Origin of the sequence: Corynebacterium suedekumii (assembly GCF_030252185.1) — a bacterium.
GTDB lineage: Bacteria > Actinomycetota > Actinomycetes > Mycobacteriales > Mycobacteriaceae > Corynebacterium > Corynebacterium suedekumii.
Map to the genome: position 1 here is coordinate 1,528,406 of NZ_CP126970.1, position 26,310 is coordinate 1,554,715.

The window sequence follows — 26,310 nt, forward strand, 5'->3', positions numbered from 1 at the left end:
CACAGATTCATGGGTTGCGGGGGTTATTTATGCGAGCGGTACCACCCGATGAGCGCGTCCGTGGAGGAGTCGCCGGAATCGGCCTTCTCCTCGCCGGATACCGCCGCGGCCAGCTGGTTGGCCTGGGCCTTGCCCAGCTCCACGCCCCACTGGTCGAAGGAGTTGATGTCCCAGATCACACCCTGGACGAAGGTGATGTGCTCGTAGAGGGCGATGAGCGCACCGAGCACAGCCGGGGTCAGCTCCTCCGCGAGGATCGTCGTCGTCGGGCGGTTGCCCGGCATGACCTTGTGCACCGCCAGGTCCTCGGCGACTCCCTCGGCGACGATCTCCTCGACCGTCTTACCGAAGGCCAGCACCTTCGTCTGTGCGAAGAGGTTGCCCATGAGCAGGTCATGCATGGACCCCTCACCGGAGGCGGTGGGCAGATCCTCCTTCGGGCGGGCGAAACCGATGAAGTCCGCCGGCACGATGCGGGTGCCCTGGTGCATGAGCTGGTAGAACGCGTGCTGGCCGTTGGTGCCCGGCTCACCCCAGTAGATCTCACCGGTGGAGTAGGTGACGGCCTCGCCACCCCGGCGCACGGACTTGCCGTTGGACTCCATGGTCAGCTGCTGCAGGTAGGCCGGGAAGCGGGACAGGTCCTGCGAGTAGGGGAGCACCGCGTGAGTGTCGGCGCCGTGGAAGTTGGAGTACCAGACCCCCAGCAGCGCCATGAGGACGGGGACGTTCCTCTCGAAGGGGCTGGAACGGAAGTGCTCGTCCATCGCCCGGAAGCCCTCGAGGAAACGCATGAAGTCCATCGGGCCGATGACCGCCATGAGCGACAGCCCGATCGCCGAGTCGACGGAGTAGCGGCCGCCGACCCAGTCCCAGAAACCGAACATGTTCTTCGTGTCGATGCCGAACTCGGCGACCTTCTCCGCGTTCGTCGACACCGCGACGAAGTGCCTGGCCACCGCGGACTCGTCACCGTCGAACTTGTCCAGCAGCCAACGCTTGGCGGCGTGCGCGTTGGCCAGGGTCTCCTGGGTGGTGAAGGTCTTGGAGGCGATGATGAACAGCGTCGACTCGGGATCGAGGTCGTCGAGGACGGCCGACATGTCCGCTGGATCGACATTGGAGACGAACTCCGCGGTGATGCCGGCCGTGGCGTAGGCCCGCAACGCCAGGGTCGCCATCTTCGGGCCCAGGTCCGAACCGCCGATGCCGATGTTGACCACCTTCTTGATCGTCCGGCCCGTGTGCCCCTGCCAGTTACCCGAACGCAGCGCCGAGGCGAAGTCCCGCATCCGGCCGAGCACCTCGTGGACGTCCGCGGCCACGTCCTGCCCGTCGACCTCCAGATCCTCCTCGGCCGGCAGCCGCAGCGCCGTGTGCAGCACCGCACGGTCCTCGGTGTTGTTGAGGTGATCGCCGCGGAACATCGCCTCGATCGCGTCAGTGAGCTCCGCCTCCTTGGCCAGGGCGACGAGGGCCTCCACGACGGTGTCGTCCAGCAGATTCTTGGACAGATCCACATGCAGACCCGCGGCATCGAACGTGTACCTCTCCGCGCGCCGCTCATCCGCAGCGAACAGATCCCGCAGCGTGGTGGATTGCGTGCGCTCGAAGACGGACTCCAGGTTGCGCCATTCCGCGGTGGTGGTGATGTCGGCCATGTCTGACTCCTTGAAAGTGGACGTGCGAAGGACGTACGAAGCATTCCCTACCGAATGTAATGAAGAACCGGGCACAATGGGCGGCATGAGCATCGTCAAGATCAACGCCATCACTGTCCCCGAGGGCGCCGGCCCCGAACTCGAGGCCCGCTTCGCCGCCCGCAAACACGCCGTCGACTCCTCCCCGGATTCGAGGGATTCCAGCTCCTGCGCCCCGTCGCCGGCGACGACCGGTACTTCGTGGTCACCCGCTGGGCAGACGAGGCCTCCTACCAGGCCTGGCGCGACGGTGACGCCCGCGTCGCGCACGGTGGACACGGTGGGCAGCGCCCCGTCGCCGTCGGCGCCGAACTCCTCGAGTTCGAGATCGTCCTCGACTCCACTGATGACACCAAAGGCGACTCCGCCGAAAAATAAGGAGTAGAGGTGGAGGTATGAATTCCACCGACCTCCAGCAGCTCATCGACACCACCCCCACCGGCCTGTTCATCGGCGGCGAGTTCACCGACGCCGACAACGGCGACACCTTCGAGGTGATCAACCCCTCCGACGGCTCCGTCCTCACCACCGTCGCCTCCGCCTCCGAGGCAGACGCCCGCCGCGCCCTCGACGTCAACGCCGACGCCCAGACCACCTGGGGCACCACCCCCGCCCGCGAACGCGCCGAGATCCTCCGCCGCACCTACGAGTACCTCATCGACCACACCGAGGAACTGGCCTACCTCCAGTCCGCCGAACTCGGCCGCGCCCTGCCCGACTCCGAGGCCGAGGTCACCTACGGCGCCGAGTTCTTCCGCTGGTTCGCCGAGGAGGCCGTCCGCGTCCGCGGCGACTACCGCCACGCCCCCAACGGCGCCGGCCGCATCATCGTCCACGAACAGCCTGTCGGCCCGTCCCTGGCCATCACCCCGTGGAACTTCCCGCTAGCCATGGGCGCCCGCAAGATCGCCCCCGCGCTCGCCGCCGGCTGCACCATGATCATCAAACCCGCCTCCAAGACCCCGCTGACCATGCTCTTCCTGGCCAAGGCGCTCAAGGAATCCGGACTGCCCGACGGCGTCCTCGCCGTCCTGCCCACCGGCCACAGCGCCAACGTCTCCGCGCTGCTTGGCGACGCCCGCCTGCGCAAGTTCACCTTCACCGGCTCGACCGAAGTGGGCCAGATGCTCGGCGCCAAGGCCGCCGAACACTCCATGAAGGTCTCCCTCGAGCTCGGCGGCAACGCCCCCTACATCGTCTGCGCCGACGCCGACCTCGACGTCGCCGCCGAGGCCGTCGCCGTGGCCAAGATGCGCGGCGCCGGCCAGGTCTGCATCGCCGCCAACCGCTTCCTCGTCCACTCCTCCGTCAAGGACGAGTTCGTCGCCAAGGCCACCGAGGTGATGAAGTCCTTCCGCATCGGCCCCGGCACCGAGGACGGAGTCACCTACGGCCCGTTGTCCGGTGCCGACCAGCTGGAGAAGGTCAGCGGCCTCGTCGACGACGCCATGGAACGCGGCGCGAACCGCCCCCTCGGCGGCGAGCTGCCCGACGGGCTGCACCCGGACGGCTACTACTACCCGGCGACCGTCCTCACCGACATCGCCGAGGGCTCCGAGATCCTCACCGAGGAGATCTTCGGCCCCGTCCTCGCGGTGAGCACCTTCGACACCGACGACGAGGCCATCGCCATGGCCAACAACACCCCCTTCGGCCTGGCGTCCTACCTGTTCACCGAGAACCTCACCCACGCCCTCGACCTGGCGGAGCGGATCGAGGCCGGGATGGTCGCCGTGAACAAGGGCGCGCTGTTCGATCCGGCCGCCCCCTTCGGCGGCGTCAAGGAGTCCGGCCTCGGACGCGAAGGCGGCTTCGAGGGCATCCACGAGTTCCTCGAGCCGAAGTTCATCTCGCTGCCGCTGTAGAGCTGGCGGGGTAGGTGCTGTTTCCGGCGCTTTTTCGTTGTTCTCGAATTGGGCTCATCACCGCTGGTAGCGCTACCAGCGGTGATGGGGGCAAAACGAAGAAAACGAAAATACCCGGGAAGCAACGACCTCTTCCACAACGCCCACGGCCCCACAACGGTTCATGCCACGAGGTCGAGGACAAGCGAGGGAGCGCGTGGCCAGCTCCGTGCGCAAGTCAGCCGAGGCGGCCGCGCCCGAGGCGGAGCAGGATGCTGGCGAGTGCGGGGCCCTCGTCGCCGAGTTCCTCGCGGAACTGGTTGATGATCGCCACCTCGCGGGTGTGGACCAGGCGGGTCCCGCCGGATCCCATGCGGGTCTTGCCGATGGCCTTGGACACCTGCGTGCGGCGCTGGACGGCGTCGAGGATGACGCGGTCGAGCCGGTCGATCTCCTGCCGGTACTGCTGGATCTCCGCGTCGGACAACGGGTCGTCGGTGCCCGAGGGCATGCGGATCTCAAACTGGTTCTCAGCAGCGTCTGTCATGGTCAACATTGTGCCACGGGGGTCGTGTCGGGTCGTACTAGTAGGTTGTTAGGCATCATGAATTCGCCGTTTTCTCCCGCCGCCCAATCGTCGCCCCAGTCGTCCCAGTCCGCCGATCTCACGCTCGGCCTCAACGAGCAGCAGCGTGCCGCCGTGGAGCATGCGGGATCGCCGCTGCTCATCGTCGCCGGCGCCGGTTCGGGTAAGACGGCGGTGCTCACCCGCCGGATCGCGTACCTGATGAGCCATCGGGGGGTGGCGCCGTGGCAGATCCTGGCGATCACGTTCACCAACAAGGCGGCGGCGGAGATGAAGGAGCGGGTGTCGTCGCTGGTGGGTCCGGTGGCGGAGCGGATGTGGGTGGCCACGTTCCACTCGGTGTGTGTGCGGATTCTGCGGCAGCAGGCACAGCTGGTGCCGGGGCTGAACACGAACTTCACCATCTACGACTCGGATGACTCGCGGCGGCTGCTGAGCATGATCGCGAAGGATCAGGGTCTGGACATGAAGAAGTTCACGGCCCGGGTGCTGGCGAACGCGATCTCGAATCTCAAGAACGAGCTCATTGACCCGGACGCGGCAGCCGCGGAGGCGGCGGCGACGCGGAATCCCTTCGAGATGACGGTGGGGGAGGTGTACGCGGACTATCAGCGGCGCCTGCGTGCGGCGAACGCGGTGGACTTCGACGATCTCATCGGTGAGGTGGTGCGGATCTTCACCGATCATCCCCAGGTGACCGACTACTACCGGCGCCGGTTCCGCCATGTGCTCATTGACGAGTACCAGGACACCAACCATGCGCAGTACAAGCTCATCTCCACGCTGGTCGGCGACGGGCCGGATGCGCCGGAGTTGTGCGTGGTGGGTGATTCGGATCAGTCGATCTACGCGTTCCGTGGGGCGACGATCCGCAACATCGAGGAGTTCGAGCGCGATTATCCGCAGGCGCGGACGATCCTGCTGGAGCAGAACTACCGGTCGACGCAGACGATTCTCAATGCGGCGAATGCGGTGATCTCGCGCAATGACGGCCGGCGGGAGAAGAAGCTGTGGACGGCGCTGGGGCAGGGGCAGGAGATCGTCGGCTATGTCTCGGACAACGAGCACGATGAGGCCCGTTTCATCGCCGGTGAGATCGATGCCGCGGTGGACCGGGGCCGGTCGTACTCGGAGATCGCGGTGATGTACCGGACGAACAACGCCTCGCGAGCGGTGGAGGACATCTTCATCCGGGCGGGCATCCCCTACAAGGTGGTCGGGGGCACCCGGTTCTACGAGCGCCGGGAGATCCGGGACATCGTCGCCTACCTGCGGGTGCTGGACAATCCGGATGACACGGTGAGCCTGCGCCGGATCATCAACACGCCGCGGCGTGGCATCGGCGACAAGGCGCAGGGTTTCATCGCCCTGCACGCGGAGAATCTCGGGGTCAGCTTCGGTAAGGCGCTTGTCGACGCCGCGGAGGACAAGGTCTCCCTCCTCGGCGCGCGGGGGCGCAATGCGGTGATCAAGTTTAACGAAATCATGGACACGCTGCGGGCGGGGATGCCGACCATGGTCAACGAGGCGACGGGGATGCCAGACCTGGGTGAGCTCATCAGCCGGATCCTCGACGTCACCGGTTACCGCGCGGAGCTGGAGGCGAGCAATGACCCGCAGGACGGTGCCCGCCTGGACAACCTGAACGAGCTGGTGTCGGTGGCCCGCGAGTTCTCCTCGGAGGCGGCGAACCAGATCGCCTACGCGGAGATGGACGGCGGGGAGTTCGAACCGGAGGAGGGGGAGGCCCTGCCAGGCTCGCTGCAGGCGTTTCTGGAGAAGGTGTCCCTGGTGGCGGACGCCGATCAGATCCCGGACAACGAGCAGGGCGTGGTCACACTCATGACGCTGCACACGGCGAAGGGCCTGGAGTTCCCGGTGGTGTTCCTCACCGGCTGGGAGGACGGTCAGTTCCCCCATCTGCGTGCGCTGGGTGACCCGAAGGAGCTCGCGGAGGAGCGGCGGCTGGCGTACGTGGGCATCACCCGTGCCCGGGAGCAGCTCTATGTCACCCGGGCGATGCTGCGGTCCTCGTGGGGTAACGCGGTGACCAACCCGCCGAGCCGGTTCCTCGGGGAGATCCCGGACGAGCTGATCGACTGGCGTCGGGAGGAACCGGAGCACTCCTTCGCGGACTCCTGGGGCGGCGGCGGTTCGTGGGGGGACACCTGGGGTCAGCAGCCCCGGTCGATCCCGAAGAAGAAGACCCTGCCCACCGCGCCGAAGTCCCGCAACAACACGAACCTGCAGCTGGCCGTGGGGGACCGAGTCAACCACGACAAGTACGGGCTGGGGACGGTCATCGCCTCCGACGGCTCGGGTGCCCGGGCGACGGTGACCATCGACTTCGGGTCCTCGGGAAAGGTCCGTCTCATGCTCATCGGCGGGGTGCCGATGGAGAAGCTGTAGCTAGCGCACGTCGATGCCCTGCTCGGCGAACCAGTCGACGGGGTCGACGGGACGGTTGCCGTCGGGGCGGATCTCGAAGTGCAGGTGCGGGCCGGTGGAGCGGCCCTCGTTGCCCATGCCGGCGATGCGCTGTCCGGCGGTGACGCGCTCGCCGACGGTGACGTCGATGGTGGCGACGTGGCCGTAGACGGAGATGGCGCCGTCGTCGTGACGCACGCGGACCCACTTGCCGAAGCCGCTGGCGTTGCCGGCGCTGATGACCTCGCCGTCCATGACCGCGAGGACGGGGGTGCCGATCGGGTTGGCGATGTCGATGCCCTCGTGCGTGGCACCCCAGCGGGCGCCGTAACCGGAGGTGAAGCGGCCGGAGGTGGGGAACACGACGGTGCGGCCGTCGGCGGTCTGGCCACGCTCGGGACGCATGGTGGTCACGGAGATGAGGTCCTCGAGGTCCGTGAGGCTCTCCAGCTCCTCGAGGCTCTCGACGTCCGCGGACTGGATGGAGGAGCTCTCCAGCAGCAGCATGAGCGGGTCGAGGATGACATCGGCCTCGGAGCTGCCGCCACTGACCGCGGCGGGGTCGGTGGTGTCGGTCGCCTGGGACTGGTTGACGGTGTCGGCGAGTCGGGTGACGGCGGTGAGGATGGTGAGGATGTCATCGGCCTCAATGCCGGACACACCCTCGTCGGTGACCTGGAAGGAGGCTTCCTGGGCGCTGGCGGCGGGGGCTGCCACGGCGGAGGAGAAACCGGTGGCGAGGACGACGGTTGCAAGAAGTGCCTTGCCTCCGGTGTGCTTCTGCATGTGTCTACCTTCTCGTTTTCGGGATCGAGTCAAAAGTACCGGGGACTAGGGCTCGAGGCAACGCGAGAAAGTGCAGGTGGGCGGGCTATTTCAATCAGGGATCACGCATAAGTGCAGGCCACGGGCATGTTACTGGTGTGACTGGAGGGATGAAAATAGATTTCTGGGGTACCCCCGCTCAGGTCTCCCGGTACTCCACCTCCCGGTGTCGACGGTGGAAAAGTGAACCGACCGTCGCAGCCACGACCGGGGTCCCCACGAGCAGGAGGAGGACCAGCCACCAGTCGACGTGGAGGAAGCCGACCGCACCGGTCTCCAGGACCCGTCCGTTGACGTCGGTGGTCGTGCGGGAGGCCGTCGCCCAGGTGAACAGGTAGGCGGTGAGGGTGCCCACCCCGGCACCCACGAATGCGAGCAGTCCCGCGAACATGGCGGTGGTGCGGGAGGAAGCGACGGTGAGGAGCCGACGGCGTCGATAAGCGCGAAGTACCGGCGCGTGGTCTGGGTGGACAGAGCCAGGATGAGGGTGACCACGACGATGACGCCGAGGGCGAGGATACCCGGAACCCACCGGGGAGAGGCCGGTGCCTGACGGGAGAAACCGACGTGGAGGCCGAGGCTGGCGTCGGTGACCATCTCGGTGACCGTGTGCCGGGTGGCGGGGGAGACCGGCTCGTCAGGCAGGAGCGCGGTGCCGAGGTAGTCCGGCTCGATGCCCAGGCGGGCCGCGGCGGGGCGGCTGAGGACATGGAGCGGGAACAGCTCCGGCAGGATCGGGTGGACCCGCATGGTCACCGGCCGGCCCTCGAGCTCGCCGTCGCTGATCCACACCTCCGCCTCACCGCCGGCGGTGATCGACGGCGGCGCCGCGGAGCTGCTGAGGACCGCCTCGCCGGCAAGCGCGTCGGCCGCCGCGGCCCGGGTGGCCTCGCCGAGGTCGAACAGCTCGAGGATCTCAGGACCGGCGATGATCACACCGGACAGGGCCGCCGGCGACGGGGCCGACACCCAGTCATGCCGCTGACTGCTCAGGCACTCCGCGGCGACAGTCGGATTATCCAGATCCACCTCATCCGAGGCCGGGCACTGCCAACCTGGGCCGACGGTGACCGAGCGCCACGCGGTGGTGTCCTGTGGCTGTGCGATCCCGAACAGGTCGATCTCCGTGGTCGGGCCGATCATGGCGCGCACCCCGGCGATGCTCGGGGCGAGGTCCTCCTTCCGCACCGGATCACCGGCGCTCGCCGACGGACCGACGGTGACCACATCGCGGGCGTAGACCGTGGCGGTGAGGTGGTCCCGACGGTCACGATCGGCATCAATGGCGGCGAGCACCGCCACCGCGACGAACAGGACACCCATGATGGCCGCCAGCGCCGGAACCGAGCGCAGGGACTGCCGGGCGGCGTCCCGGGTGGCCAGGCGGAACGGCAGGGGTGCCGAACGCCCCAGTCGGCCCAGCCCGATGATCAGTGCCGGGGTGGACGCCGTCAACGTCAGTACCATCACCAGCGCGACCGGCGCCGCCAGGACATCCAGCCGGAGCAGCAGTGCGACGGCGAGAGTGATCACCAGGACAACCGGGCCGACGGCCATCCACGGCCGCCACCGCATCATCCGGTCCGGGGTCGCGCCCTGGACCCCGGTGCTGATCGATGCCCGGGAGGCCACCCAGGCGGGAAGGAATGACGCGGCCACCGAACCGACGACGGCGCACAACCACGTCAACCCCGCCCATCCCCACGGGACGGCCACCGGCCAACCCGGATTGGTCACCGCCCACCAGGCGGTGGCACCGCCGACGCCGGGAACCAGGCCCAGGGTGGCACCCACCAGTCCCGCGCCCAGCCCGTAGGCCAGCACGCCCAGCCGGATATGGGCGGGCGAGGCGCCCTGGGAACTCATGAGCGCGAAGATCCGCGACTGCCGGGAGGTGGCGATGGTGAACACCGGGGAAATGAGAAGCAGGAGCAGGACCCCGAGCACAAGGAGATAGGAGGCGCTGACCAGGAAGAACAGCCACCCGCCCCAGTCGGCGCCGAGGTACTCCTGGTTGGGGTCAGCCATCTCGGGGTAGGCCTCCTCCGCCGGAGGAGGAGTGTCCTGGACATCCGAGGAGACGACGACGAATCCGGCCTTATTGAGTTGTGTCACGTCATCCCAGGTGAAGGGCTCGTCCCCGAGAATGGTGAAGGTGGGCATCGTCGCGTCATCGACGGTGAACGTCGGCTCGATGACCAGGGACTGGTAACCGGGCAGGACACCGGAGACCCGCAGGTCCGCGGAGTCGACGGTGACGGTGTCGCCCTCGCCCACGCGGGGCTGGTCGGCCACCTGGTGGGTGAGCATGATCTCGCCTACGGTGGGCAGCGATCCGGTCCCGGGGTCCAGGGACGGCGGGACGGCGGAGACCGGCAGCTGGAGGATCTGCGCGTCGGCCTGCCGGCCGTCTGCGGCGGTGACGGGGCGGTAGAAGGTCGGGCGGAGCTCGGCGTGGAGACCGTGGGGGAGGGCGGCGTCGAGAAGCTCACGCTGTGGCGCGGGGGCCTGCAGCGCATCGCCCTCGCATTCGTAGGACAGGCCGGAGATGGACTGGATGCACGAGGTGCCGCCGTAGGTCGCGGTCGTGGTCGGATCCGACCAGCGCAGCGCCGAATCGGTGGAGGTCTGCCACGTGGTCATGGCGGTCAGGGCGATGACCGGCACAGCGATGAGGAGGACGGCCGCGAGCAGACGCCACGGATGACGGAGGATGTCGCGCCGGGTCGGGCGGGTGGCGGCGAGCAGGGCGGACATCATGACTCCTCGATCCGGCCGTCACGCATGAGGACCACCCGGTCGGCCCAGCCGGCGAAACGCGGCTCGTGGGTGACCAGCAGGCCCGCGGCCCCCGCATCCACCCGGTCCCGCAGGATACGCAGCACCTGGTCGGCGGTGGCGGTGTCGAGCGCTCCCGTCGGCTCGTCCGCGAGGATGACGCTGCGTTGACCGATCAGCGCCCGGGCGATGGCCACGCGCTGGGCCTGGCCGCCGGAGATCTCCCCCGGGAACCGGTCGGCCAGACCCTCGAGGCCGACCTCAGCGAGGGCCACCTCGGCGGCGGTGCGGCAGTCGGCGGGGGAGAGACCGTCGAGTTCGAGGGGGAGGGAGACGTTCTCCCCGACGGTGAGGGTGGGGACGAGGTTGAAGTGCTGGAACACCAGACCGATGCGGGTGCGCCGCAGGTGCGCCGTGCGGGCGGGGGACAGGTCGGCGGTGTCGGCACCGTCGACGAGCACGCGCCCGGTGGTCGGCGCCAGCAGCAGGCCGGCGACGTTGAGGAGGGTGGACTTGCCGGAGCCGGACGGGCCCATGACGGCGATGAGTTTGCCCGGCTGGACAGCGACGGAGACGTGATCCAGCGCGGTCACCCGGCGGGGGCCGGTGCCGAACACGCCCGTGACGTCCTGCAGCTCGAGCGGGCGGGGGAGGTGGGGGACATGGCGGTCACGCATCCTTCGCTGAGGCGTCGGAGGCGTCGGGGGAGTCGGAGGAGTCGGAGGTGTCGGGTTGGGTCAGTGATTCCACGCGGTCGAGCCAGCGGGCCTCGGCCTCGAGTTCGAAGATGCGGCGCTCCAGGTGGAGGCGGTCCGCGGTGCGGCTGACCGCCATCCCCCGGGAGGCCCGGGTGAGCTCACGCAGCTCGGTGATGACGAAGCGACGCTGGTCGTCGAGCAGCGGGATGAGGCGGTCACTGCGGCACTGGGCCGCCAGCGCGACCTTGATCACGAGTTCATCGCGCTCGGCCCGGGGACGCTGGACCGGGGTGTCCCACCAGCGGGCCAGGAGCTCGTGGCCGTCGTCGGTAAGGCGCCAGGTGTCGGTGATGTGGCCGTTCGCGCCGGTGATCTGGCCGTCGACGACGATGAGGCCGTCCCGTTCCAGGCGTGCGAGGGTCTGGGTGACCTGGCCGATGTTGAGCGGCCAGACACCCTCTGTGGCGTCGCTGAACCGCTGCTGGAGTTGGCTGGCGGACCGGGGTCCGTCGACCAGCAGGGCAAGCAGGGAGTGCTTGATGGACATGGGGCGGCTTCCTTTGCGGCCGGGCCGGTAGGTTACCGGGTAACCTTTGGGGTGAAGTTACCGGGTAACCTTCGGGGCGTCAAGGGGGCGGGACCGGTGGGCGTCGGTTACCGGGGCGGTGACAGGCGGGGAGTGAGGGGTGAGAGTGTGTTTTGTCAACTTTTTGTCTGCCAAAAGAGCGCGGAAAACCCGGCCACCTCAGCGGGTTTTCCGGCCATGTGAGCGTCAGGTCATCAGGGCGTGCTTGACGCGGTAGGACTCGCCCGTGAAGTGCAGGAGCCTGCCGTGGTGGACGATCCGGTCGATGACCGCGGCGGCCATATGATCATCACCGAAGACGGCACCCCACTTGGAAAACGCCAGGTTCGTCGTCAGGATCAGACTGCGCTTTTCATAGGCGTCGGCGATGACCTGGAACAACAATCTCGCGCCCTCGGTATCGATAGGCAAATAGCCGAATTCATCGATGACCAGCAGCCGATTCTTCGCCAGACTGGCCAGTTCCTTATCCAGCCTGTCCGCGTCTTTCGCCCGCCTAAGATGCGCAACCAGGGAGGCGGTGGTGAAAAACCTCGCGGGGATGCCCGCCTGACAGGCCTGGGCGACCAGCGCGCAGGCCAGATGTGTTTTCCCAGTGCCGACATCACCGTAGAAGACCAGATCACCACCGGTGTCGAGGAAGTCCAGACAGCGCAGCTGATCCCGACCGTAGCCGGCAGGGAAGCCGATGTTGGTCCAGTCGTAACCGTCGAGGGTCTTGATCATGGGTAGTTTCGCCGCGCGAAGCAGCCGGGTACTACGGGCTGTGTGGCGGGAGTGTTGTTCGGCGATGAGCAGCCCGTGGAGGTACTCGCGTTGCTTCGGGGTGCCTTTCTCAGCCCATTCCGCGAGCACCGCCGCGGTCAGCGAGGTGGCTTTCCCTGCGGTGATGATGTCGACCGCGGTGATCGGTTCTGTCATGCCCCCCACCTGGACTTCCTGAGTGTTGGACAGGTGTGCCCGGGTGGTTTTCGGCAGCAGGTCATAGATCGACAGATCTACGCCCGTGGCGGCAGGCTCGGTGCCGTGGGCGATGCGGCGGGCGAGCATCCCCAGTCCGGGGCCGGCGGGATCCTGTCCCACCGCGATCATCTGTTCACAGGCGGTGATGGCGGTGGTGAAGGAGGTGGCGGTGCTGGCCTGGTTGATGCCGGCCAGCATGCGGGCACGGTCGGTGGCGTCGGCGGCGTCGAGCACGTCACGGACGGTGTCGGGCATCAGGGGGCGCACGGGTGAGTTTGTCCAGGCCCCGGGCTTGGCGATCAGCGCCGGCAGCAGGGATATGGGGGTGAAGATCGTCTGATCCTGGTGGTCATAGGATCTGGGGAAGGTCACCACCGGGCGGGAGGTCTCATCCAGGATGTCGATGATGTCATGGCGGATCGCCACTGTCAGTGCCCTGCTGCCGAAGGAGGGGCCGGCGAGGTAGAAGTTGTCGTCGACGGTGATGGTGCCGGTCTTGTCGGCCTTGCGGGATTCGTAGCGCACCGGATCAAAACCGACCCCGGGCAGGTCCAGGCAGGCGGCGAGATCCTCGGCGAACAGCTCGATGATGGGTTGGTGTTTGCGCCAGTGCGGTGTCAGCGCCAGATCCTGACATCGGGTGAGGAAGTTGGTGTTGAGTCCGGTCAGGGTGGTGGCCACAGGTTCGGGGACCATGAGGTTGCGGCGCAGGAACCCGACGGCGTTTTCCACGTTGCCTTTCTCATGACCGGAGTACGGGTTACAGTAGCGCGCCGTGGTTCGGTAGTGCAGCTTGAACGCGGCAAACAGCTTGGACTCGATGACCTTGGCCCCGGTGCGTCGGCCGACACCGGTGGCATTGTCGAAGATCAGCTGCCCGGGCACACCCCCGATGTGTTCGAAGATGGTGCGCAGCCCATGGCAGACGCATTCCGCGGTTTCCCCACGGTAAGCCTGGATGAAGCGCATGTTCGAGTAGGGGAACGTCACGATGAGGATGTGCAGGTTCATACGTTCGCCGTCGATGATGGCTTCTGCCTGCTCGAAGTCGACCTGGGCGGTGCCGGGTGCCCAGGTCAGTTCGATGTAGCCGTCACCAGGTTGGCGGTGGGCCTGGCGCCAGGCTTTGATGTAGCGCTGGACAGGTGAATACGAGCCGGCGTAGTCATATTCGGCCACCAGGCGGTCGAAGACGCGTCGGCTGGTGTGGCGTTGCTTGCGGGGGCGTTTCTTATCGTCCTCGAGCCAGCCGTCGATGATGACCTCGAGTCCGTCGAGGACTTTCGATCCGGGACGTTTCATCGTTGGCGGGGTTGGGGAGAAGTCCTCGATGCTGGTGTATTTGGCCACCGAGTCGCGGCTGACGTTGAGTCGGCGGGCGATGTCGCGGCCGGAGACTCCCTGGGAGTCGAGTCTCCTGATATCTTCTACAACGGTCATGGGTACCGCCATCTTCTTTCGGGTTCCTTATCTCTTAGCGCCCCCGCTTGTGAAAAGGGTCGGGAAGCGTCGAGGAGGAACCTATCTAACGGTGGCGGGGCCTGTGACCATTGGCTTTAGGTCACAGCCGTGGATGGGGTGCGGGCCCGGCCACCTGGGGTGAGTGTGATCGTGTCTTCGGGGATAAACACACCGGCAACCGCCGCCGACGGGTGGAAGGCGGGTGTGCGGTGGGGTGGCCGGTTTTCCGTGCTCTTTTGGCAGGAAACCAGCCGCTGAGATGGCCGGGAGTTGTTGCTCAACCGGCCTACAAAGAGTTGATCACACACAGTGAGAGTGCGGGGATGACGGGGACGGGGTCCGCACATACGAGACGGGCCCGACCTTGGGGAAGGTCGGGCCCGGAAAGAAGGGGGAGAAGAAGCGCTACTGGATGGTGACGCCGCGCTCGGCGAACCACGGAACCGGATCGACGGCGCCGCCGCCGGCCGGGTGGATCTCGAAGTGCAGGTGGGAGCCGGTGGAGAAACCACGGTTACCCATGCCTGCGATGTTCTGGCCGGCGACGACGGACTGGCCGACGCCCACGGCGAGGGTCTCCATGTGGCCGTAGACGGAGATGGAGCCGTCCTCGTGCTGGATACGGATCCAGTTGCCGTAACCGGAGGCGGGACCGGAGTCGATGACCACACCGTCCATGACGGCGAGGATCGGGGTGCCCACGGCGTTGGCGATGTCGATGCCGGCGTGGAGGGTGCCCCAGCGCGGGCCGTAACCGGAGGTGAAGACGCCCTCGGCGGGCTTGACCACGGAGGGGGTGCGCATGGCCAGATCGGCCTGGGCGCGCTCCATGCTGTGCTCGACGGCCTTGGTCAGCTGGTCCTCGATGTTGGCGACCGGCTTGAACTCGGAGATGGCCAGGATCTGCGGGGCGGCGGCCTCGGCCACGGCCACCGGATCGGCGGCGAGTTCGATGTCGTTGACCTCGACGGCGGGGGACTCCGGCTGGGCCTGCAGGGAAGCTGCGGCAGCGCCGCCGATGCCGGCGGAGGAGACAGTGCCGGTGGCGACCGCCACCAGTGCGATCCGACCCTTGGTGGTCTGCGAGGTCGTGATCTTGCGGTGCTTGCCCCCGGTAACCCGCTGAGTCTTCGTTCGCATGAAGCCTTCTTTCGTTTCGCCACAACCCGTTGGGTTACGGGATTGTGACCGTCTCGTTATCTACGATCGGTAACAATAGCGTCTCAATTGATTGAGGGCAACTGACCAGGCGAGAAATTTCTCTTATTCGTCATCCCGGCCGGATCCGTTACATCCCCCGGGGCGGTCGGTCGTGCCGTCCCTTTCTGCGGGCCACATCGTGGCACAGTGAATGGTGATGAGCAAAAAGACCAGCCCCCAGTCCCGGCCCCGCCGGCGTCCGCGCACGCTCCGCGGGGGTGAATCCACCCCGGCCACGCAGGGGAGGGAATCAGCCCGGGCCGCCACCCGCGGAGCAGCGCAGAAGGCCGGGCAGAAGGCCGCGCAGAAGAAGATCACACCGGACAAGGACGTGCCCACCACCGTCCTCGGCCGGTTCCGGCGTTTCCTGCCCACCGTGGGTATCCCCAACATCGTGGTCGTCCTCGGCATCATTGTCGTGGCACTCGCCGGACTGATGTTCACCGCCTCGCCGCTGACGTGGCTGCCCGCCGCCATCGCCCAGCTCTGGCTGATCCTCAACGCCGCACCCGCCACCATCGACGGCCTCGAGATCGGCGTCGTGCCACTGCTGCCCGCGCTCGGCCTCGTCGCACTCATCGCCCGCCGCATCCGGGTGGCGGTCCGCGAACGCGTGAGCGTCGCCGACCTGCTCGTGCTCACCGCCTGCACCCTCGTCATCCCCGTCGTGCTCACCCTCATCGCCGCCGGCATGATGTGGGACGCCGGCCGGGTCTTCGACGTCGGCGCCCCGCCGCTCGCCGACGCCGTCGGGCGCACCCTGCTCCTCCACGCCACCGCCCTGGTCATCGGCATGGGCGGGCGACTGTGGGGCGCGCTGCTGCGCCGCTACGGCGCACCCGACGGGCTTGTCGACGCCGCCGTGGTCGCCCTCCGCATCCTCGGCTGGCTCGCCGTGGCCGCCGCCGTCGTCATGGTGATCCTGTTCATCATGAGCTGGCCGCGCCAGGTGGAGGTCGCCGGCGTCTACAACAGCACCGCCGCCGTGGTCGCGGTGAGCATCCTCAGCGTGCTCTATCTCCCTAACGCGGTCATCTCCGCCGTCGCGGTCCTGCTGGGCTCGGAGTTCCACATCGGTGCCGCCTCCGTCTCCCTGTTCGCCATCGATCTCGTCCCGCTCCCGCCCCTGCCGCTGCTGGCGATCATTCCCGGCACGGCGAGCCAGTGGGCCGTCATCCTGCTCGTCGCGGTCGCTGGCATCACCGCCTACCTGGTGGGCTCGGCCCGGCTCAATCTCATTCAGGCGGTGGCCGCCGGTGTCGTCGCGGCCCTGGTCGCCCTGGTGGCCACCGAGCTCACCTCCGGTCAGCTCGCCGAGTTCGGTGACGTCGGGCCGATGCGTCTGCTCACCGCCGGACTCGCCCTCGCCTGGATCACCGGCGTCGGCCTCGTCGCCGCCGGCGTGGGCAAGCTGGCCGACCGGCGTGCGCCCGAGCCGGAGGCGGGGGTCGACGCTGACCCGCAACCCGACGCGGATACGGAGCCGGTGGACGACGGTGACGATCAGGTCATCGACGGGGAGGTCATTGAAGACGCTGATGACGCTGTTGACGCTGACGGCGCTGATGACGCTGACGGCGCTGATGACGCTGACGGCGCTGATGACGCTGACGGGACCGAGGGCTCCGAGGGTGCCGACGGTGACGAGGGAGACGTCGATACGCACGAGGACGCGGCGGATGCCGCGGACGCTGACGATGCTGGGGAGGTCGAGGGTGTCGACGATGTCGAGGAACCTGCGGAATCCGATGAGTCGGCGGATTCCCCCGAGTCGCAGCATCATGACAATGACACTGTAATAACAGAGGACGCTGCAGCCACAGCGGACGCAGAGGACGCAGAGGGCACTGACGTCTCAGGAGGCACAGACGGCAGGAAACCACCGGCCACGGACTAGTATCAGACGCGTGACTTCCACGCCCGCACGGACAAGCCCCTCGACATCGTCGTCCTCGTCTCCGGCAGCGGCACCCTGCTGCAGTCGATCCTGGACAGTCAGGACGATTCCTATCGGGTGGTCCGGGTCATCGCCGACGTGGACTGCCCCGCCCTCGAGCGGGCGGAACGCGCCGGAGTGGAGACCGAGGTCGTCCCGCTCAGCGGCGACCGGGCCGCCTGGAATGTCACGCTCGCGGACGCCATCGACGCCGCATCGCCGGACCTCATCGTCTCCGCCGGATTCATGAAGATCCTCGGGGCCGGGGTCCTCGACCGCTTCGAGGGCCGGATCATCAACACCCACCCGGCCCTGCTGCCTGCCTTCCCCGGCGCGCACGCCGTACGCGACGCCCTGGCCTACGGGGTCAAGGTCACCGGTTCCACGGTCCACTTCATCGATGCGGGTGTGGACACCGGGGCGATCATCGCCCAGGAGGCGGTCGCGGTCACGGCGGAGGACACGGAAGCCTCACTCCACGAGCGGATCAAACACGTCGAACGCCAGCTCATCGTGTCGGTGCTGCGGGCGGCCACCATCAATGACAACACCGGCCAGGACAACAGGAAGGTTGACTTCATCCATGAGCGATGATCGCAAGGTAATCAAGCGTGCACTAATCAGTGTCTACGACAAGACCGGAATCGAGGAGCTGGCGAAGGCCCTGCACGACGCCGGTGTGGAGATCGTCTCCACCGGTTCCACCGCCGGCCGCATCGCCGATCAGGGCATCCCCGTCACCCCCGTCGAGAATCTCACCGGGTTCCCCGAGTGCCTCGAGGGCCGGGTGAAGACCCTCCACCCGAAGGTCCACGCCGGCATCCTCGCCGACACCCGCAAGGACGATCACCTCTCCCAGCTCACCGACCTCGGTGTCGAGCCCTTCCAGCTCGTCGTGGTCAACCTCTACCCCTTCTCGGAGACGGTCGCCTCCGGCGCCTCCTTCGACGAGTGCGTCGAGCAGATCGACATCGGCGGCCCCTCCATGGTCCGCGCCGCCGCCAAGAACCACCCGTCCGTCGCCGTCGTCGTCGACCCGGCCCGCTACTCCGACGTCGCCGCGGCACTCGCCGACGGCGGTTTCACCCGCGAGCAGCGCACCCGCCTGGCTCTCGACGCCTTCCGCCACACCGCCGCCTACGACGTCGCCGTCGCCACCTGGCTCGGCGAGCAGGCCGCCGGCGAGGACGAGACCTTCCCCGCCTGGATCGGTTCCTCCCACGAACTGGCCCACACCCTGCGGTACGGCGAGAACCCCCACCAGGCGGCCGCCCTCTACGCCGACAAGGGTGCCTGTGGTCTGGCCAACGCCGAGCAGCTGCACGGCAAGGAGATGAGCTACAACAACTACCAGGACGCCGACGCCGCCTGGCGCGCCGCCTGGGACCACGAGCGCGCGTGCGTGGCCATCATCAAGCACGCCAACCCCTGCGGCATCGCCGTCTCCGACACCTCCATCGCCGACGCCCACCGCCGCGCCCACGCCTGCGACCCGATGTCCGCCTTCGGTGGCGTCATCGCCGCCAACCGCGAGGTCACCGTCGCCATGGCCGAGCAGGTCGCCGACATCTTCACCGAGGTCATCATCGCCCCGTCCTACGCCTCCGGCGCCGTCGACGTCCTCGCCCGGAAGAAGAACCTCCGCGTCCTCCAGGCCGAGCCGCTGACCCGCTCCGGTCTGGAGACCAAGGAGATCTCCGGTGGCGTCCTCGTCCAGGAGCGCGACGCCCTGCAGGCCGAGGGTGACACCGCCGCGAACTGGACCCTCGCAGCCGGCCAGGCCGTTAACGAGCAGGTCCTCGCTGACCTGCAGTTCGCCTGGACCGCGGTGCGTGCCGTCAAGTCCAATGCCATCCTCATCTCCAAGGACGGCGCCACCGTCGGCGTCGGCATGGGTCAGGTCAACCGCGTCGACTCCGCCAAGTTGGCCGTCGAGCGCGCCAACACCCTCGCCGGTGACGCCAACCGCACCAAGGGGTCAGTCGCCGCATCCGACGCGTTCTTCCCCTTCGCCGACGGCTTCGAGGTGCTCGCGAACGCCGGCGTCAAGGCCGTCGTCCAGCCCGGCGGCTCCATCCGTGATGACGAAGTCATCGCCGCCGCCGAGAAGGCCGGCGTGACCATGTACTTCACCGGGGCACGCCACTTCGCCCACTGATCACACCGCGCAACGCCTGCACCCCCGAACCTCAGGCAAGGTTCGGGGGTGCAGGCGTTCCTGCCTCAGGGGCACTCAGTAGTAGACCTTGGGGGAGCCGACGGCGAACCAGCTGTTCCCGGCACGTTCGCCTGCATGGTTGGTGATGGTCCAGTCGATCCGCAGATCGGACGGGTTCTTCAGGCTGATGTCCAGCCTATGAGGCTTGCCCGGAGTGACCTCGAACTCCCGGATGATGGTGTCGTCGGCACGGACAACGACGTTGGCCTTGTAACCGACAGGCGCTCGATTGTCCACGAATCCCACGGTGGCGGTGGCGCGGGTGTAAGGCTCATCGAGCCGCCAGGACAGACGTTGGACGGAGCCGTAGGTGCTGTAGGAGGAGAACTGGTACTCGACACCGTTGATGGTGACGGTCTGATTGGTCGAGTTGAGGAACTTCCCACCCACCGGGTTGGCCGGGGTGTTGGGCTTGGAGGGAGCCGTGGTCCTGCCGGTGTCAGAGCTGGAGGACAGGCTGGAGAACTGGTTGGCCAGCTGTGCGCCCTGGTTCGCCACCTGGATTCCCTGCTGGGCGGTGGTGATGTTCTCGGCCAGCGTCTGCGCCTGGGCGACGGAGAACGAGGACAGGACGACGGCGGCGCCGACGAGGACGGTGGCGGCGCGACGGGTGGTGCGTGACATGGGGGAACTCCTTGGAACTCGGGGTGGGGGAGGGATGTCGAGGCATTGATCACTGCCTGCCACCTGAACGTAAATCCGCGGGCCCGGCACCGGCGACTTTCCGGGGAGAACTCCCCATTGGGGTGAAAACAATCGTGCCTAGACACCTTCTGTGAGTTAATTAAGTAGAAGCTGGCAGGAATCGGTTCCCGCCCTACAAGGAAAGTGATCACCATGACCAACAACGATCGCCCCGGTCCTCCCGATGACACCTGGGGCGGCGGCGATGGCACCTGGGCGAGCGGCGACTGGGCTGCTCGCCCCACCGCGTCCGGTACAGGGCAGGACGAATGGGGGACCCGGCAGTTCCCCACGCAGCACCAGTCCCAGCATCAGGCACCCGCGTGGGGTCAGCAGCCGCCGTACCAGCCCACGTACCAGCCTGCCTATGCACAGTCGAAGCCGTCCCGTGCCCCTCTGCTGCTCATTCCGCTGGCGCTGCTACTTCTCCTGGCCGCGGGCGTCTTTGCGTACGGCTGGAATGCGGGCTGGTTCAGCTCGGTGACGAGCCAGTCAGCCCCGCAGACGGTGACCAGCACCTACGTCGTCGCTCCGGAGGAGGATGCGCCCGCCGCCGCGGAACCGGCCGATCCCCGGGAGGCCTCACCCCAGTTGCCGGGTGCCGCCCGGCCCGTCACCGGCGCCGGCTCGGCTCCCGCGGGTGACTTCGAGAACGTCTACCGGGGGACTGAGGTGACCAGTGAGGCCTTCGCCAACTCCGTCGCGCAGGAGTACCGCCGCGCTCGCGCCATGAACGGCGAGGAGGATCTGGTCATCTCCGCCTACAGTCCGGTGACCGGACAGACGTACCGGATGACCTGCGACGACAACGGTTCCTTCGTCACGTGCACCGGTGGTAACAACGCAGTCGTGTACCTCTGGTGAGACGCGCGATCCCGTTCCTGGCCCCGCTGCTTGTGGTGGGGTGCGTCAGCAGTCCGTCGGAACCGGCGCCGGTCACCGAGGTCGTCACCTCCACCGCGCAGCCGGAGCCCCCGGTGGTCACTGACCTGCAGCCGCTTATCGACGCCGCCGTGGCCACCCACGGCGGCACCGCCGGGGTGGCCGTCTCCGACGGTGCGGACACGCTCGTGGCGGGGGATGCCGGCGGGCACGTCGCCTGGTCGACGATCAAGGTACCGATCGCCGTGGCGGCCCTGCGCGCCGACCCCGCCCTCGCCCCGGTGGCGGGTGCGGCCATCCGCTCCTCGGACAATGCCGCCGCCGAGACCCTGTGGGCCAGCCTGGGGCCACCGGAGGCGGCGGCCGACGCCACGGAGAGCGTCGTCGCCGAGACCGGGGTGGTCATCGACGTCACCGAGACCGTCACCCGACCTGGGTTCAGCAGTTTCGGCCAGACCCCGTGGACGGTCAGCGACCAGGCCGTCTTCGCCGCCGGCCTCGGTTGTGTCGCGGGCGCCGACGCCGTCCTGACGGACATGGCGTGGGTCGACCCCGACCAGCGATACGGGCTCGGCCAGTTCCCGGGCGCCCGATTCAAGGGCGGCTGGGGGCCGGATCCGGACGGTGGCTACACCGTCCGGCAGTTCGGTCTCATCCCCACGGACCACGGTGAGGTGGGGGTGGCGCTGTGGGTGAAGCCGGCGTCGGCAAGCTACCTCGGAGCACAGGCGATGGCGACCCAGCTGGCCTCCGACCTGGGGGAGCGGCTGGCGGGAATGCCTGCCACGGCGTGCGACCGGTGAGATAATGAGCAGACCTTCATACATCGACCAGGAGACTCCCTGTGACTTCGCCTGACCTGCCGGCGCCCCCGCTGCGTATCGACGATCTACTGGGCAACTACGTCATCCTCGACCCCACGATGCAGGCCACCGTCGGGCGTTCCGGCAGCTTCCCCGTGGGCACCGACGACCGCTACCTGCACCGCATTCTCTTTCAGGTCTGGTACAGCGGGCAGGGCTGGTTCCTGGGCAACCGGGGCTCCCACATCACCCTCGACGTCGAGTCGCGCAGTGTGCGTACCCGCAGTCGGGCGAGCGTGGGGCCGGGGTCGATCATCCCGCTGCCGGCCGGGCCCAGCGCGGTGGCCTTCAGCACCCCGGAACGCACCTACGAGCTGCACATCGACATCCCCACCAGTGGTCTGCAGCGGCCCCAGCCGGTCCAGCCCGACGAGGGGACCGAGGCCACCTACGAACGCCACACGCCGACGCTCGAGCAGCGCCAGCTCATGGACGTCCTCGCAGAGCCGCTGCTGAAGTTCGCCGGCGCCTCTGAGTCGGACATTCCCACGGTCAAGGAGGTGGCGGAGACTCTCGGCTGGTCGGAGAAGAAGACCCACCAGAAGATCGAACGGCTCTGCGCCCGCCTGGCCCAGGACGGCGCAGGTGTGTACAAACCCTACCGCCTGTTCCTCGCCCACTACGCCGCGGCCCAGCGCCGACGCTGACCTCACAGGGGTGACGAGCGTGGGGAGTACTCCCCAGAAAACGTCCGGAGGAGTGGACATTTCCGCCCGGTCTGCCACTATGAAAATTGACAGCTAAACCTCAGCGAAAGGCAAGACAGTGGGCCACTACGATCTCTACTCCTCCCTCGGTCTCGAGCGGACGGGCAGCTCCGCAGACATCGTCACAGATCTTCAGCAGCGCCTTGACGACGGGCGTACCGACAACCCCGGCGGTGAGGAGGAACTGCGCCTGGCCTCCACCATCCTCGGCGATCCGGAGAAGCGCCGGCTCTATGACACCCGCATCAACGACCCCGACGCCCCACCCGTAACCATCTCCGCGATCCGGGAGCTGGCCGCGCTTCAGCCGGTCGGGGCACCGGCGCCGGGCCCGGGGACAGCGCTGGGACCCGATGCCGGCTCCGGCCGCCCGTCCTCCTTCGACGCCCCCCGCGAACGCGCCACCGAACAGGCCCACAAGGTCTCCTCCGAATACAAGCACTCCTCCCGCACAGCACTCATCCTCACCGCCGTCGCCTCCCTCGTCGTCGGCGCGCTGCTCGCCTCTGCCGCGTTCGTCGTCTTCGGCAACGGCGGCGGATCCACCGGGGTGGACAATGTCGGCGATGCCGAGAAGAAGGTCCAGGAGTTCCTCGACCTGCGCACCGCCGACGAGGCACGCACCTGGCTGGGGGAGAACAGCGCTGCTGAGACCCGCTCCGGCCTGACCTCGACCCTGAGTCTCAACGAAGGTGGCAACTTCGCCGGTACCGACGCATACTTCCAGGCCACCGACCCCGAGGTCGGCTATTCCGTCAACATGGTCCGCGACTGGTTCGCACCGATGTACCGGGTGACACAGGAGCGCTTCTCCGAGGCCGCCGCCGCTGAGGGACTCGAGGATCTCGTCATGGTCACCGTGCTGGATGCCGCAGGTGTCAATGTCGGCGTGGTGTTCATGGCCAAGGCCGGAGATGACTGGCGAATGATGGACCTGACCAAGGCCGACTCGGCGGACAACATTGACCTCGACACGGACAGCCTGCTGTAGATCGTGAACTCCTCCGACTTCCGCGACACCCTCACCGCCCGGCACGGTTACACCGACATCGTCGAGATCGGCCGCGGCGGCATGGGGGTGGTGTTCCGCGCCTGGGACCCGAAACTCCGCCGCAACGTGGCGGTCAAGCAGTTGTCCACGGAACTGCTGGATGAGGAGTCGGGACGTCGTCGCTTCGAATCGGAGATGGTCACCCTCGGCCGGATCAGCCACTCGGCGGTGGTCAAGATCCACTTCGCCGATTTCACCGACACCGGTGACGCCTACTTCGTCATGGACTACATCCCGGGCCAGGACCTCGGCTCGCTGCTGCGGCAGCGCCGGGAATGGAACCTGCGGTTCACGGTCCAGGAGACGGTGGACATCCTCCGCCCCGTCGCCGCGGCCCTGGACTTCCTGCACCTGCAGATGGACCCGCCGATCATCCACCGCGACATCAAGCCGGGCAACATCCTCATCCCCTCGGGTGCGGCGATGGAGGCGAAGAGTCTGCTCACTGACTTCGGCATTAGCCTCTCGGCGGAGGACACCCGCATCACGTCCCTGTCGATGATGATCGGCACCGAGAAGTACTACGCACCTGAGCTGTTCCCGGGTGGCGTCGCCGGCAGTGAGGGAGTCGTGCACAACCAACCCACCGCGGCCACCGACAACTATGCCCTCACCCTCATCGCCTTCGAGATGCTCTCCCTGCACTCCCTGCAGGACACGATGAGCCGGGACCAGTGGGGTCAGCACCAGCGGCCCTTCCCCAGCTTCGCGGAGCTCGGACTGAACCCGCGGGACCTCGGTGACGCGGCGGGTGTGGAGAAGGTGTTCCGCAAGGCTCTCAATCCGGTGCCCGCCTACCGCTACCCCACGGCTACCGCCTTCATCCAGGAACTGGTGAAGACCGGGAACCGGCCGTCCATCTCGAACCCGCCACGCCCACCGTCCCGGGAGGAAGGCAGCGCCACTACCGCGGTGCCGGTGCTGGCGGTCGCCCCGCCCGCGCAGAAGGCCGGACTGGGGCCGTGGGCGATGACCGGGCTTGCCTCCATCGCGGTCCTGCTCTCCGGCATCCTCGGCGCGGGCATCTGGTTCGCCGCCAATCACCCGGCCTGGGAGGAGGCGGAACGCCCCGTTGTGCAGGCCTTCCCCGACCTGCTGCCCCGGTTCCAGGAACTCAGTGGCTGGAACGGCCTGTCCTGCGCACCGGGTGAGGGGGAGGAAGGAATGTCCGCGGTCATCGACTGTCACAGCGGAGACACTCGGGTACGTGCCATCGACTTCGGCAATCGTGACAACCGGGACGCCTTCGAGACCGACGGTCAGCGGGTGGTGTGGAGCAACGGCACCTGTGAGGTCCACAGCGTCGAACGCGACGGCGGTTACCTCGTTGTCCCGCAGCTCAACCCCGCACGATTCGCGCTGACGGTGGACGGGCCCGAGGCCGAACAACTGCGATTTCAGCTACCCGTCTGCTGACGGACACAAGTGAACTGACAAAGGAACGACACGATGAGCAACTCATGGGACACCAACCCCTGGAACGAACAGCCTGCCCCGCAGACCCGCGAGCAGGGGTGGGACCAGCCACCCCAGACCCAGCAGTGGGGGACCGCTGCCGCCCCGCCGCCGCGACGTCGCGGCGCTGCGGGCATCCTCGTCGCCCTCATCGCCGTGCTGGCGGTCGCGATCGCGGGCGTGGTGGCGTACCTCTTCCTCAACGGTAACCTCGGGGGCAACGGAGTGGCTACGTCGAGCCCAGGCACCATCGTGGTGGAGTCCACCGTCGTGGAGACGGCCGGCCCCGTCGCTGACGACGCCGGGGAGGATGCCCCGGAGGCCGCACCAGCCCCGGCCGCCACCGCCACCCGGGCACAGTCCCAGCCACGACCTCAGCAGCAGTCCTCCGGTCTGCCGGCGGCCGCGCAGTCGGCGGGATTGACGCTCAAGGGGTGGAGTGACAACTCCGCGACCCGGTGCCACGCCGCGGAGGGCCTCATCTACGCGGGTAAGGGCGACAACGCCTGGGTCACCGTCTGTGGGGAGGGTGGCCAGCTGACCTACCGCTCCGACGTGTTCGGCGGGACCCTGGCCATGCCGGTGGACATGAGTCAGTCCGACCCGGCGAACGGCTATTTCGTCATCCCCGCGTCACCGTCGAACATCCTACTGTCCGGCGACCGCGTGCTCGTCTACCAGGACGACATCCTCGTGGCCTCGGAGAACCTGCCCGAAGCCTGGATCATCGACTAATCCTCAGTTTCACCGGCCAGGCGGATCAGTTCGAGGGTGCGGGCCACGCGGTCGTCGGGAAGCTCGGCGTGGAGGATGTCCAGGGCGGCGTCGGCGAGCATGACCGAGACCTCCGGCAGTTCCTCCTCGGACAGCGGAGCGGGGGATTCACCGTTGTTGGGGCGCATCTCGATCGCCGAGAGGGCGATGTGGAACGGCAGGTCGATGCGGGGATCATCCGTGCCGACGATGTCGGCGGCCAGAGAACGGAAGATGTCCCGCAGCTCGGCGCGCTGGGAGTGGTACTCGGCGAACTCCTCGGAGGCGGCGACGGGCAGCTGGTAGAGGCGTCCGACGTTCCACCGGGTGGACAGCAGGAGCCGGGATTCGGCGGCGACGAGTGACCACAGGCGCAGGGTGGGGGAGGCGTCGGATTCGCCGAGTGCGGCGGCCAGGGTGGTGGACGGCTCGATGGTGGAGTTGAGCAGCGTCAGGAAGATCTCCGTCTTCGACGGGAAGTGGTAGTACAGGGACGCCTGGCGGATCCCCACGGCATCGGCGATCTGGTGCGTCGAGGTGGTGGCGAAACCCTTGGTGGTGAACAGCTCGGCGGATGCGTCGAGGATCTCCTCCCGGGCGGTTGAACCGCGCCGCTTGGGGCTCTTCTTGCGGGGACGGCCCACATGTCCGGCCATGGATACCTCAACTCCTTTCTGTTGACCAAAAGGTGGC

Annotated in this window: 21 protein-coding genes and 2 pseudogenes; 12 read left to right on the forward strand and 11 right to left on the reverse strand. The window is 67.6% G+C overall.

The window, feature by feature from the left end; translation table 11 throughout:
- Positions 1 to 23 precede the first annotated feature (23 nt).
- Positions 24 to 1,661, reverse strand: a complete 1,638-nt coding sequence (gene pgi / locus QP029_RS07660) for a glucose-6-phosphate isomerase (RefSeq protein WP_284873764.1) — start codon at positions 1,659 to 1,661, stop codon at positions 24 to 26.
- An 85-nt stretch (positions 1,662 to 1,746) separates the two neighbouring features.
- On the opposite strand from pgi, the pseudogene QP029_RS07665 reads away from it, so the two are divergent.
- Together QP029_RS07665 and QP029_RS07670 are read left to right on the forward strand one after the other, a co-directional pair.
- Positions 1,747 to 2,078, forward strand: a pseudogene (locus QP029_RS07665) (antibiotic biosynthesis monooxygenase family protein).
- Positions 2,079 to 2,095: 17 nt separating this feature from the next.
- Complete coding sequence (locus QP029_RS07670) at positions 2,096 to 3,565, forward strand: NAD-dependent succinate-semialdehyde dehydrogenase (protein ID WP_284873765.1); 1,470 nt, start codon at positions 2,096 to 2,098, stop codon at positions 3,563 to 3,565.
- Between the two features lie 217 nt (positions 3,566 to 3,782).
- On the opposite strand, the gene QP029_RS07675 is transcribed toward QP029_RS07670, so the two are convergent.
- Complete coding sequence (locus QP029_RS07675) at positions 3,783 to 4,091, reverse strand: chorismate mutase (RefSeq protein ID WP_284873766.1); 309 nt, start codon at positions 4,089 to 4,091, stop codon at positions 3,783 to 3,785.
- A gap of 57 nt (positions 4,092 to 4,148) precedes the next feature.
- Here QP029_RS07675 and pcrA point away from each other — a divergent pair, with 57 nt between their 5' ends.
- The gene (pcrA, locus tag QP029_RS07680) at positions 4,149 to 6,539 is read left to right on the forward strand and encodes a DNA helicase PcrA (protein ID WP_284873767.1); all 2,391 of its coding nucleotides are present in this window, start codon (positions 4,149 to 4,151) and stop codon (positions 6,537 to 6,539) included.
- Here pcrA and QP029_RS07685 read toward each other — a convergent pair whose 3' ends face one another.
- The 7 genes and pseudogenes from QP029_RS07685 to QP029_RS07715 form a co-directional block, all read right to left on the reverse strand.
- Positions 6,540 to 7,343 (reverse strand): M23 family metallopeptidase, encoded by an 804-nt coding sequence (locus QP029_RS07685; RefSeq protein ID WP_284873768.1) that lies wholly within the window; start codon positions 7,341 to 7,343, stop codon positions 6,540 to 6,542.
- Positions 7,344 to 7,472: 129 nt separating this feature from the next.
- The gene (locus tag QP029_RS07690; RefSeq protein WP_284873769.1) at positions 7,473 to 10,142 is read right to left on the reverse strand and encodes an ABC transporter permease; all 2,670 of its coding nucleotides are present in this window, start codon (positions 10,140 to 10,142) and stop codon (positions 7,473 to 7,475) included.
- Positions 10,139 to 10,837, reverse strand: coding sequence for an ABC transporter ATP-binding protein (locus QP029_RS07695; RefSeq protein ID WP_284873770.1), 699 nt, complete (start codon positions 10,835 to 10,837; stop codon positions 10,139 to 10,141). The genes QP029_RS07690 and QP029_RS07695 overlap by 4 nt, the downstream gene beginning before the upstream one ends.
- Positions 10,830 to 11,405, reverse strand: coding sequence for a PadR family transcriptional regulator (locus QP029_RS07700; RefSeq protein WP_284873771.1), 576 nt, complete (start codon positions 11,403 to 11,405; stop codon positions 10,830 to 10,832). Before QP029_RS07700 ends, QP029_RS07695 begins: the two co-directional genes overlap by 8 nt.
- Before the next feature lie 225 nt (positions 11,406 to 11,630).
- Entirely contained in the window at positions 11,631 to 12,365 is a 735-nt protein-coding gene (gene istB, locus QP029_RS07705; RefSeq protein WP_284876189.1) for an IS21-like element helper ATPase IstB, read from the reverse strand.
- Between the two features lie 54 nt (positions 12,366 to 12,419).
- Positions 12,420 to 13,847 (reverse strand): annotated as a pseudogene (gene istA, locus QP029_RS07710) (IS21 family transposase); the annotation flags it as partial.
- Positions 13,848 to 14,273: 426 nt separating this feature from the next.
- Positions 14,274 to 15,008: a M23 family metallopeptidase gene (locus QP029_RS07715; protein ID WP_284873772.1), complete on the reverse strand. Its 735-nt coding sequence runs from the start codon at positions 15,006 to 15,008 to the stop codon at positions 14,274 to 14,276.
- A 217-nt stretch (positions 15,009 to 15,225) separates the two neighbouring features.
- On the opposite strand from QP029_RS07715, the gene QP029_RS07720 reads away from it, so the two are divergent.
- The 3 genes from QP029_RS07720 to purH are packed head-to-tail and all read left to right on the forward strand — an operon-like array spanning position 15,226 to position 19,162.
- A complete protein-coding gene (locus QP029_RS07720; protein ID WP_284873773.1) occupies positions 15,226 to 16,965 on the forward strand; it encodes a cell division protein PerM in 1,740 nt (579 codons plus the stop codon).
- A 45-nt stretch (positions 16,966 to 17,010) separates the two neighbouring features.
- Positions 17,011 to 17,598, forward strand: a complete 588-nt coding sequence (gene purN / locus QP029_RS07725; RefSeq protein WP_284876190.1) for a phosphoribosylglycinamide formyltransferase — start codon at positions 17,011 to 17,013, stop codon at positions 17,596 to 17,598.
- Positions 17,588 to 19,162: a bifunctional phosphoribosylaminoimidazolecarboxamide formyltransferase/IMP cyclohydrolase gene (purH, locus tag QP029_RS07730; protein WP_284873774.1), complete on the forward strand. Its 1,575-nt coding sequence runs from the start codon at positions 17,588 to 17,590 to the stop codon at positions 19,160 to 19,162. Before purN ends, purH begins: the two co-directional genes overlap by 11 nt.
- Positions 19,163 to 19,237: 75 nt before the next feature.
- Here the strand turns inward: purH and QP029_RS07735 are convergent, their stop codons facing one another.
- Positions 19,238 to 19,846 carry a hypothetical protein gene (locus tag QP029_RS07735; RefSeq protein ID WP_284873775.1) on the reverse strand — a complete coding sequence of 203 codons (609 nt, stop codon included), beginning with the start codon at positions 19,844 to 19,846 and terminating at the stop codon, positions 19,238 to 19,240.
- Between the two features lie 213 nt (positions 19,847 to 20,059).
- Here QP029_RS07735 and QP029_RS07740 point away from each other — a divergent pair, with 213 nt between their 5' ends.
- The 6 genes from QP029_RS07740 (at position 20,060) to QP029_RS07765 (ending at position 25,599) form a co-directional block, all read left to right on the forward strand.
- A complete protein-coding gene (locus tag QP029_RS07740) occupies positions 20,060 to 20,770 on the forward strand; it encodes a hypothetical protein (RefSeq protein WP_284873776.1) in 711 nt (236 codons plus the stop codon).
- Positions 20,767 to 21,591, forward strand: a complete 825-nt coding sequence (locus QP029_RS07745; RefSeq protein WP_284873777.1) for a serine hydrolase — start codon at positions 20,767 to 20,769, stop codon at positions 21,589 to 21,591. Before QP029_RS07740 ends, QP029_RS07745 begins: the two co-directional genes overlap by 4 nt.
- A 41-nt stretch (positions 21,592 to 21,632) precedes the next feature.
- A complete protein-coding gene (locus QP029_RS07750) occupies positions 21,633 to 22,298 on the forward strand; it encodes a DNA-binding response regulator (protein WP_284873778.1) in 666 nt (221 codons plus the stop codon).
- Between the two features lie 118 nt (positions 22,299 to 22,416).
- The gene (locus tag QP029_RS07755) at positions 22,417 to 23,349 is read left to right on the forward strand and encodes a hypothetical protein (RefSeq protein ID WP_284873779.1); all 933 of its coding nucleotides are present in this window, start codon (positions 22,417 to 22,419) and stop codon (positions 23,347 to 23,349) included.
- Positions 23,350 to 23,352: 3 nt separating this feature from the next.
- Entirely contained in the window at positions 23,353 to 24,825 is a 1,473-nt protein-coding gene (locus tag QP029_RS07760) for a serine/threonine-protein kinase (protein ID WP_284873780.1), read from the forward strand.
- A 33-nt stretch (positions 24,826 to 24,858) separates the two neighbouring features.
- A complete protein-coding gene (locus QP029_RS07765) occupies positions 24,859 to 25,599 on the forward strand; it encodes a hypothetical protein (RefSeq protein ID WP_284873781.1) in 741 nt (246 codons plus the stop codon).
- Here the strand turns inward: QP029_RS07765 and QP029_RS07770 are convergent.
- The gene (locus tag QP029_RS07770) at positions 25,596 to 26,273 is read right to left on the reverse strand and encodes a TetR/AcrR family transcriptional regulator (RefSeq protein ID WP_284873782.1); all 678 of its coding nucleotides are present in this window, start codon (positions 26,271 to 26,273) and stop codon (positions 25,596 to 25,598) included. The genes QP029_RS07765 and QP029_RS07770 overlap by 4 nt on opposite strands.
- Positions 26,274 to 26,310 lie beyond the last annotated feature (37 nt).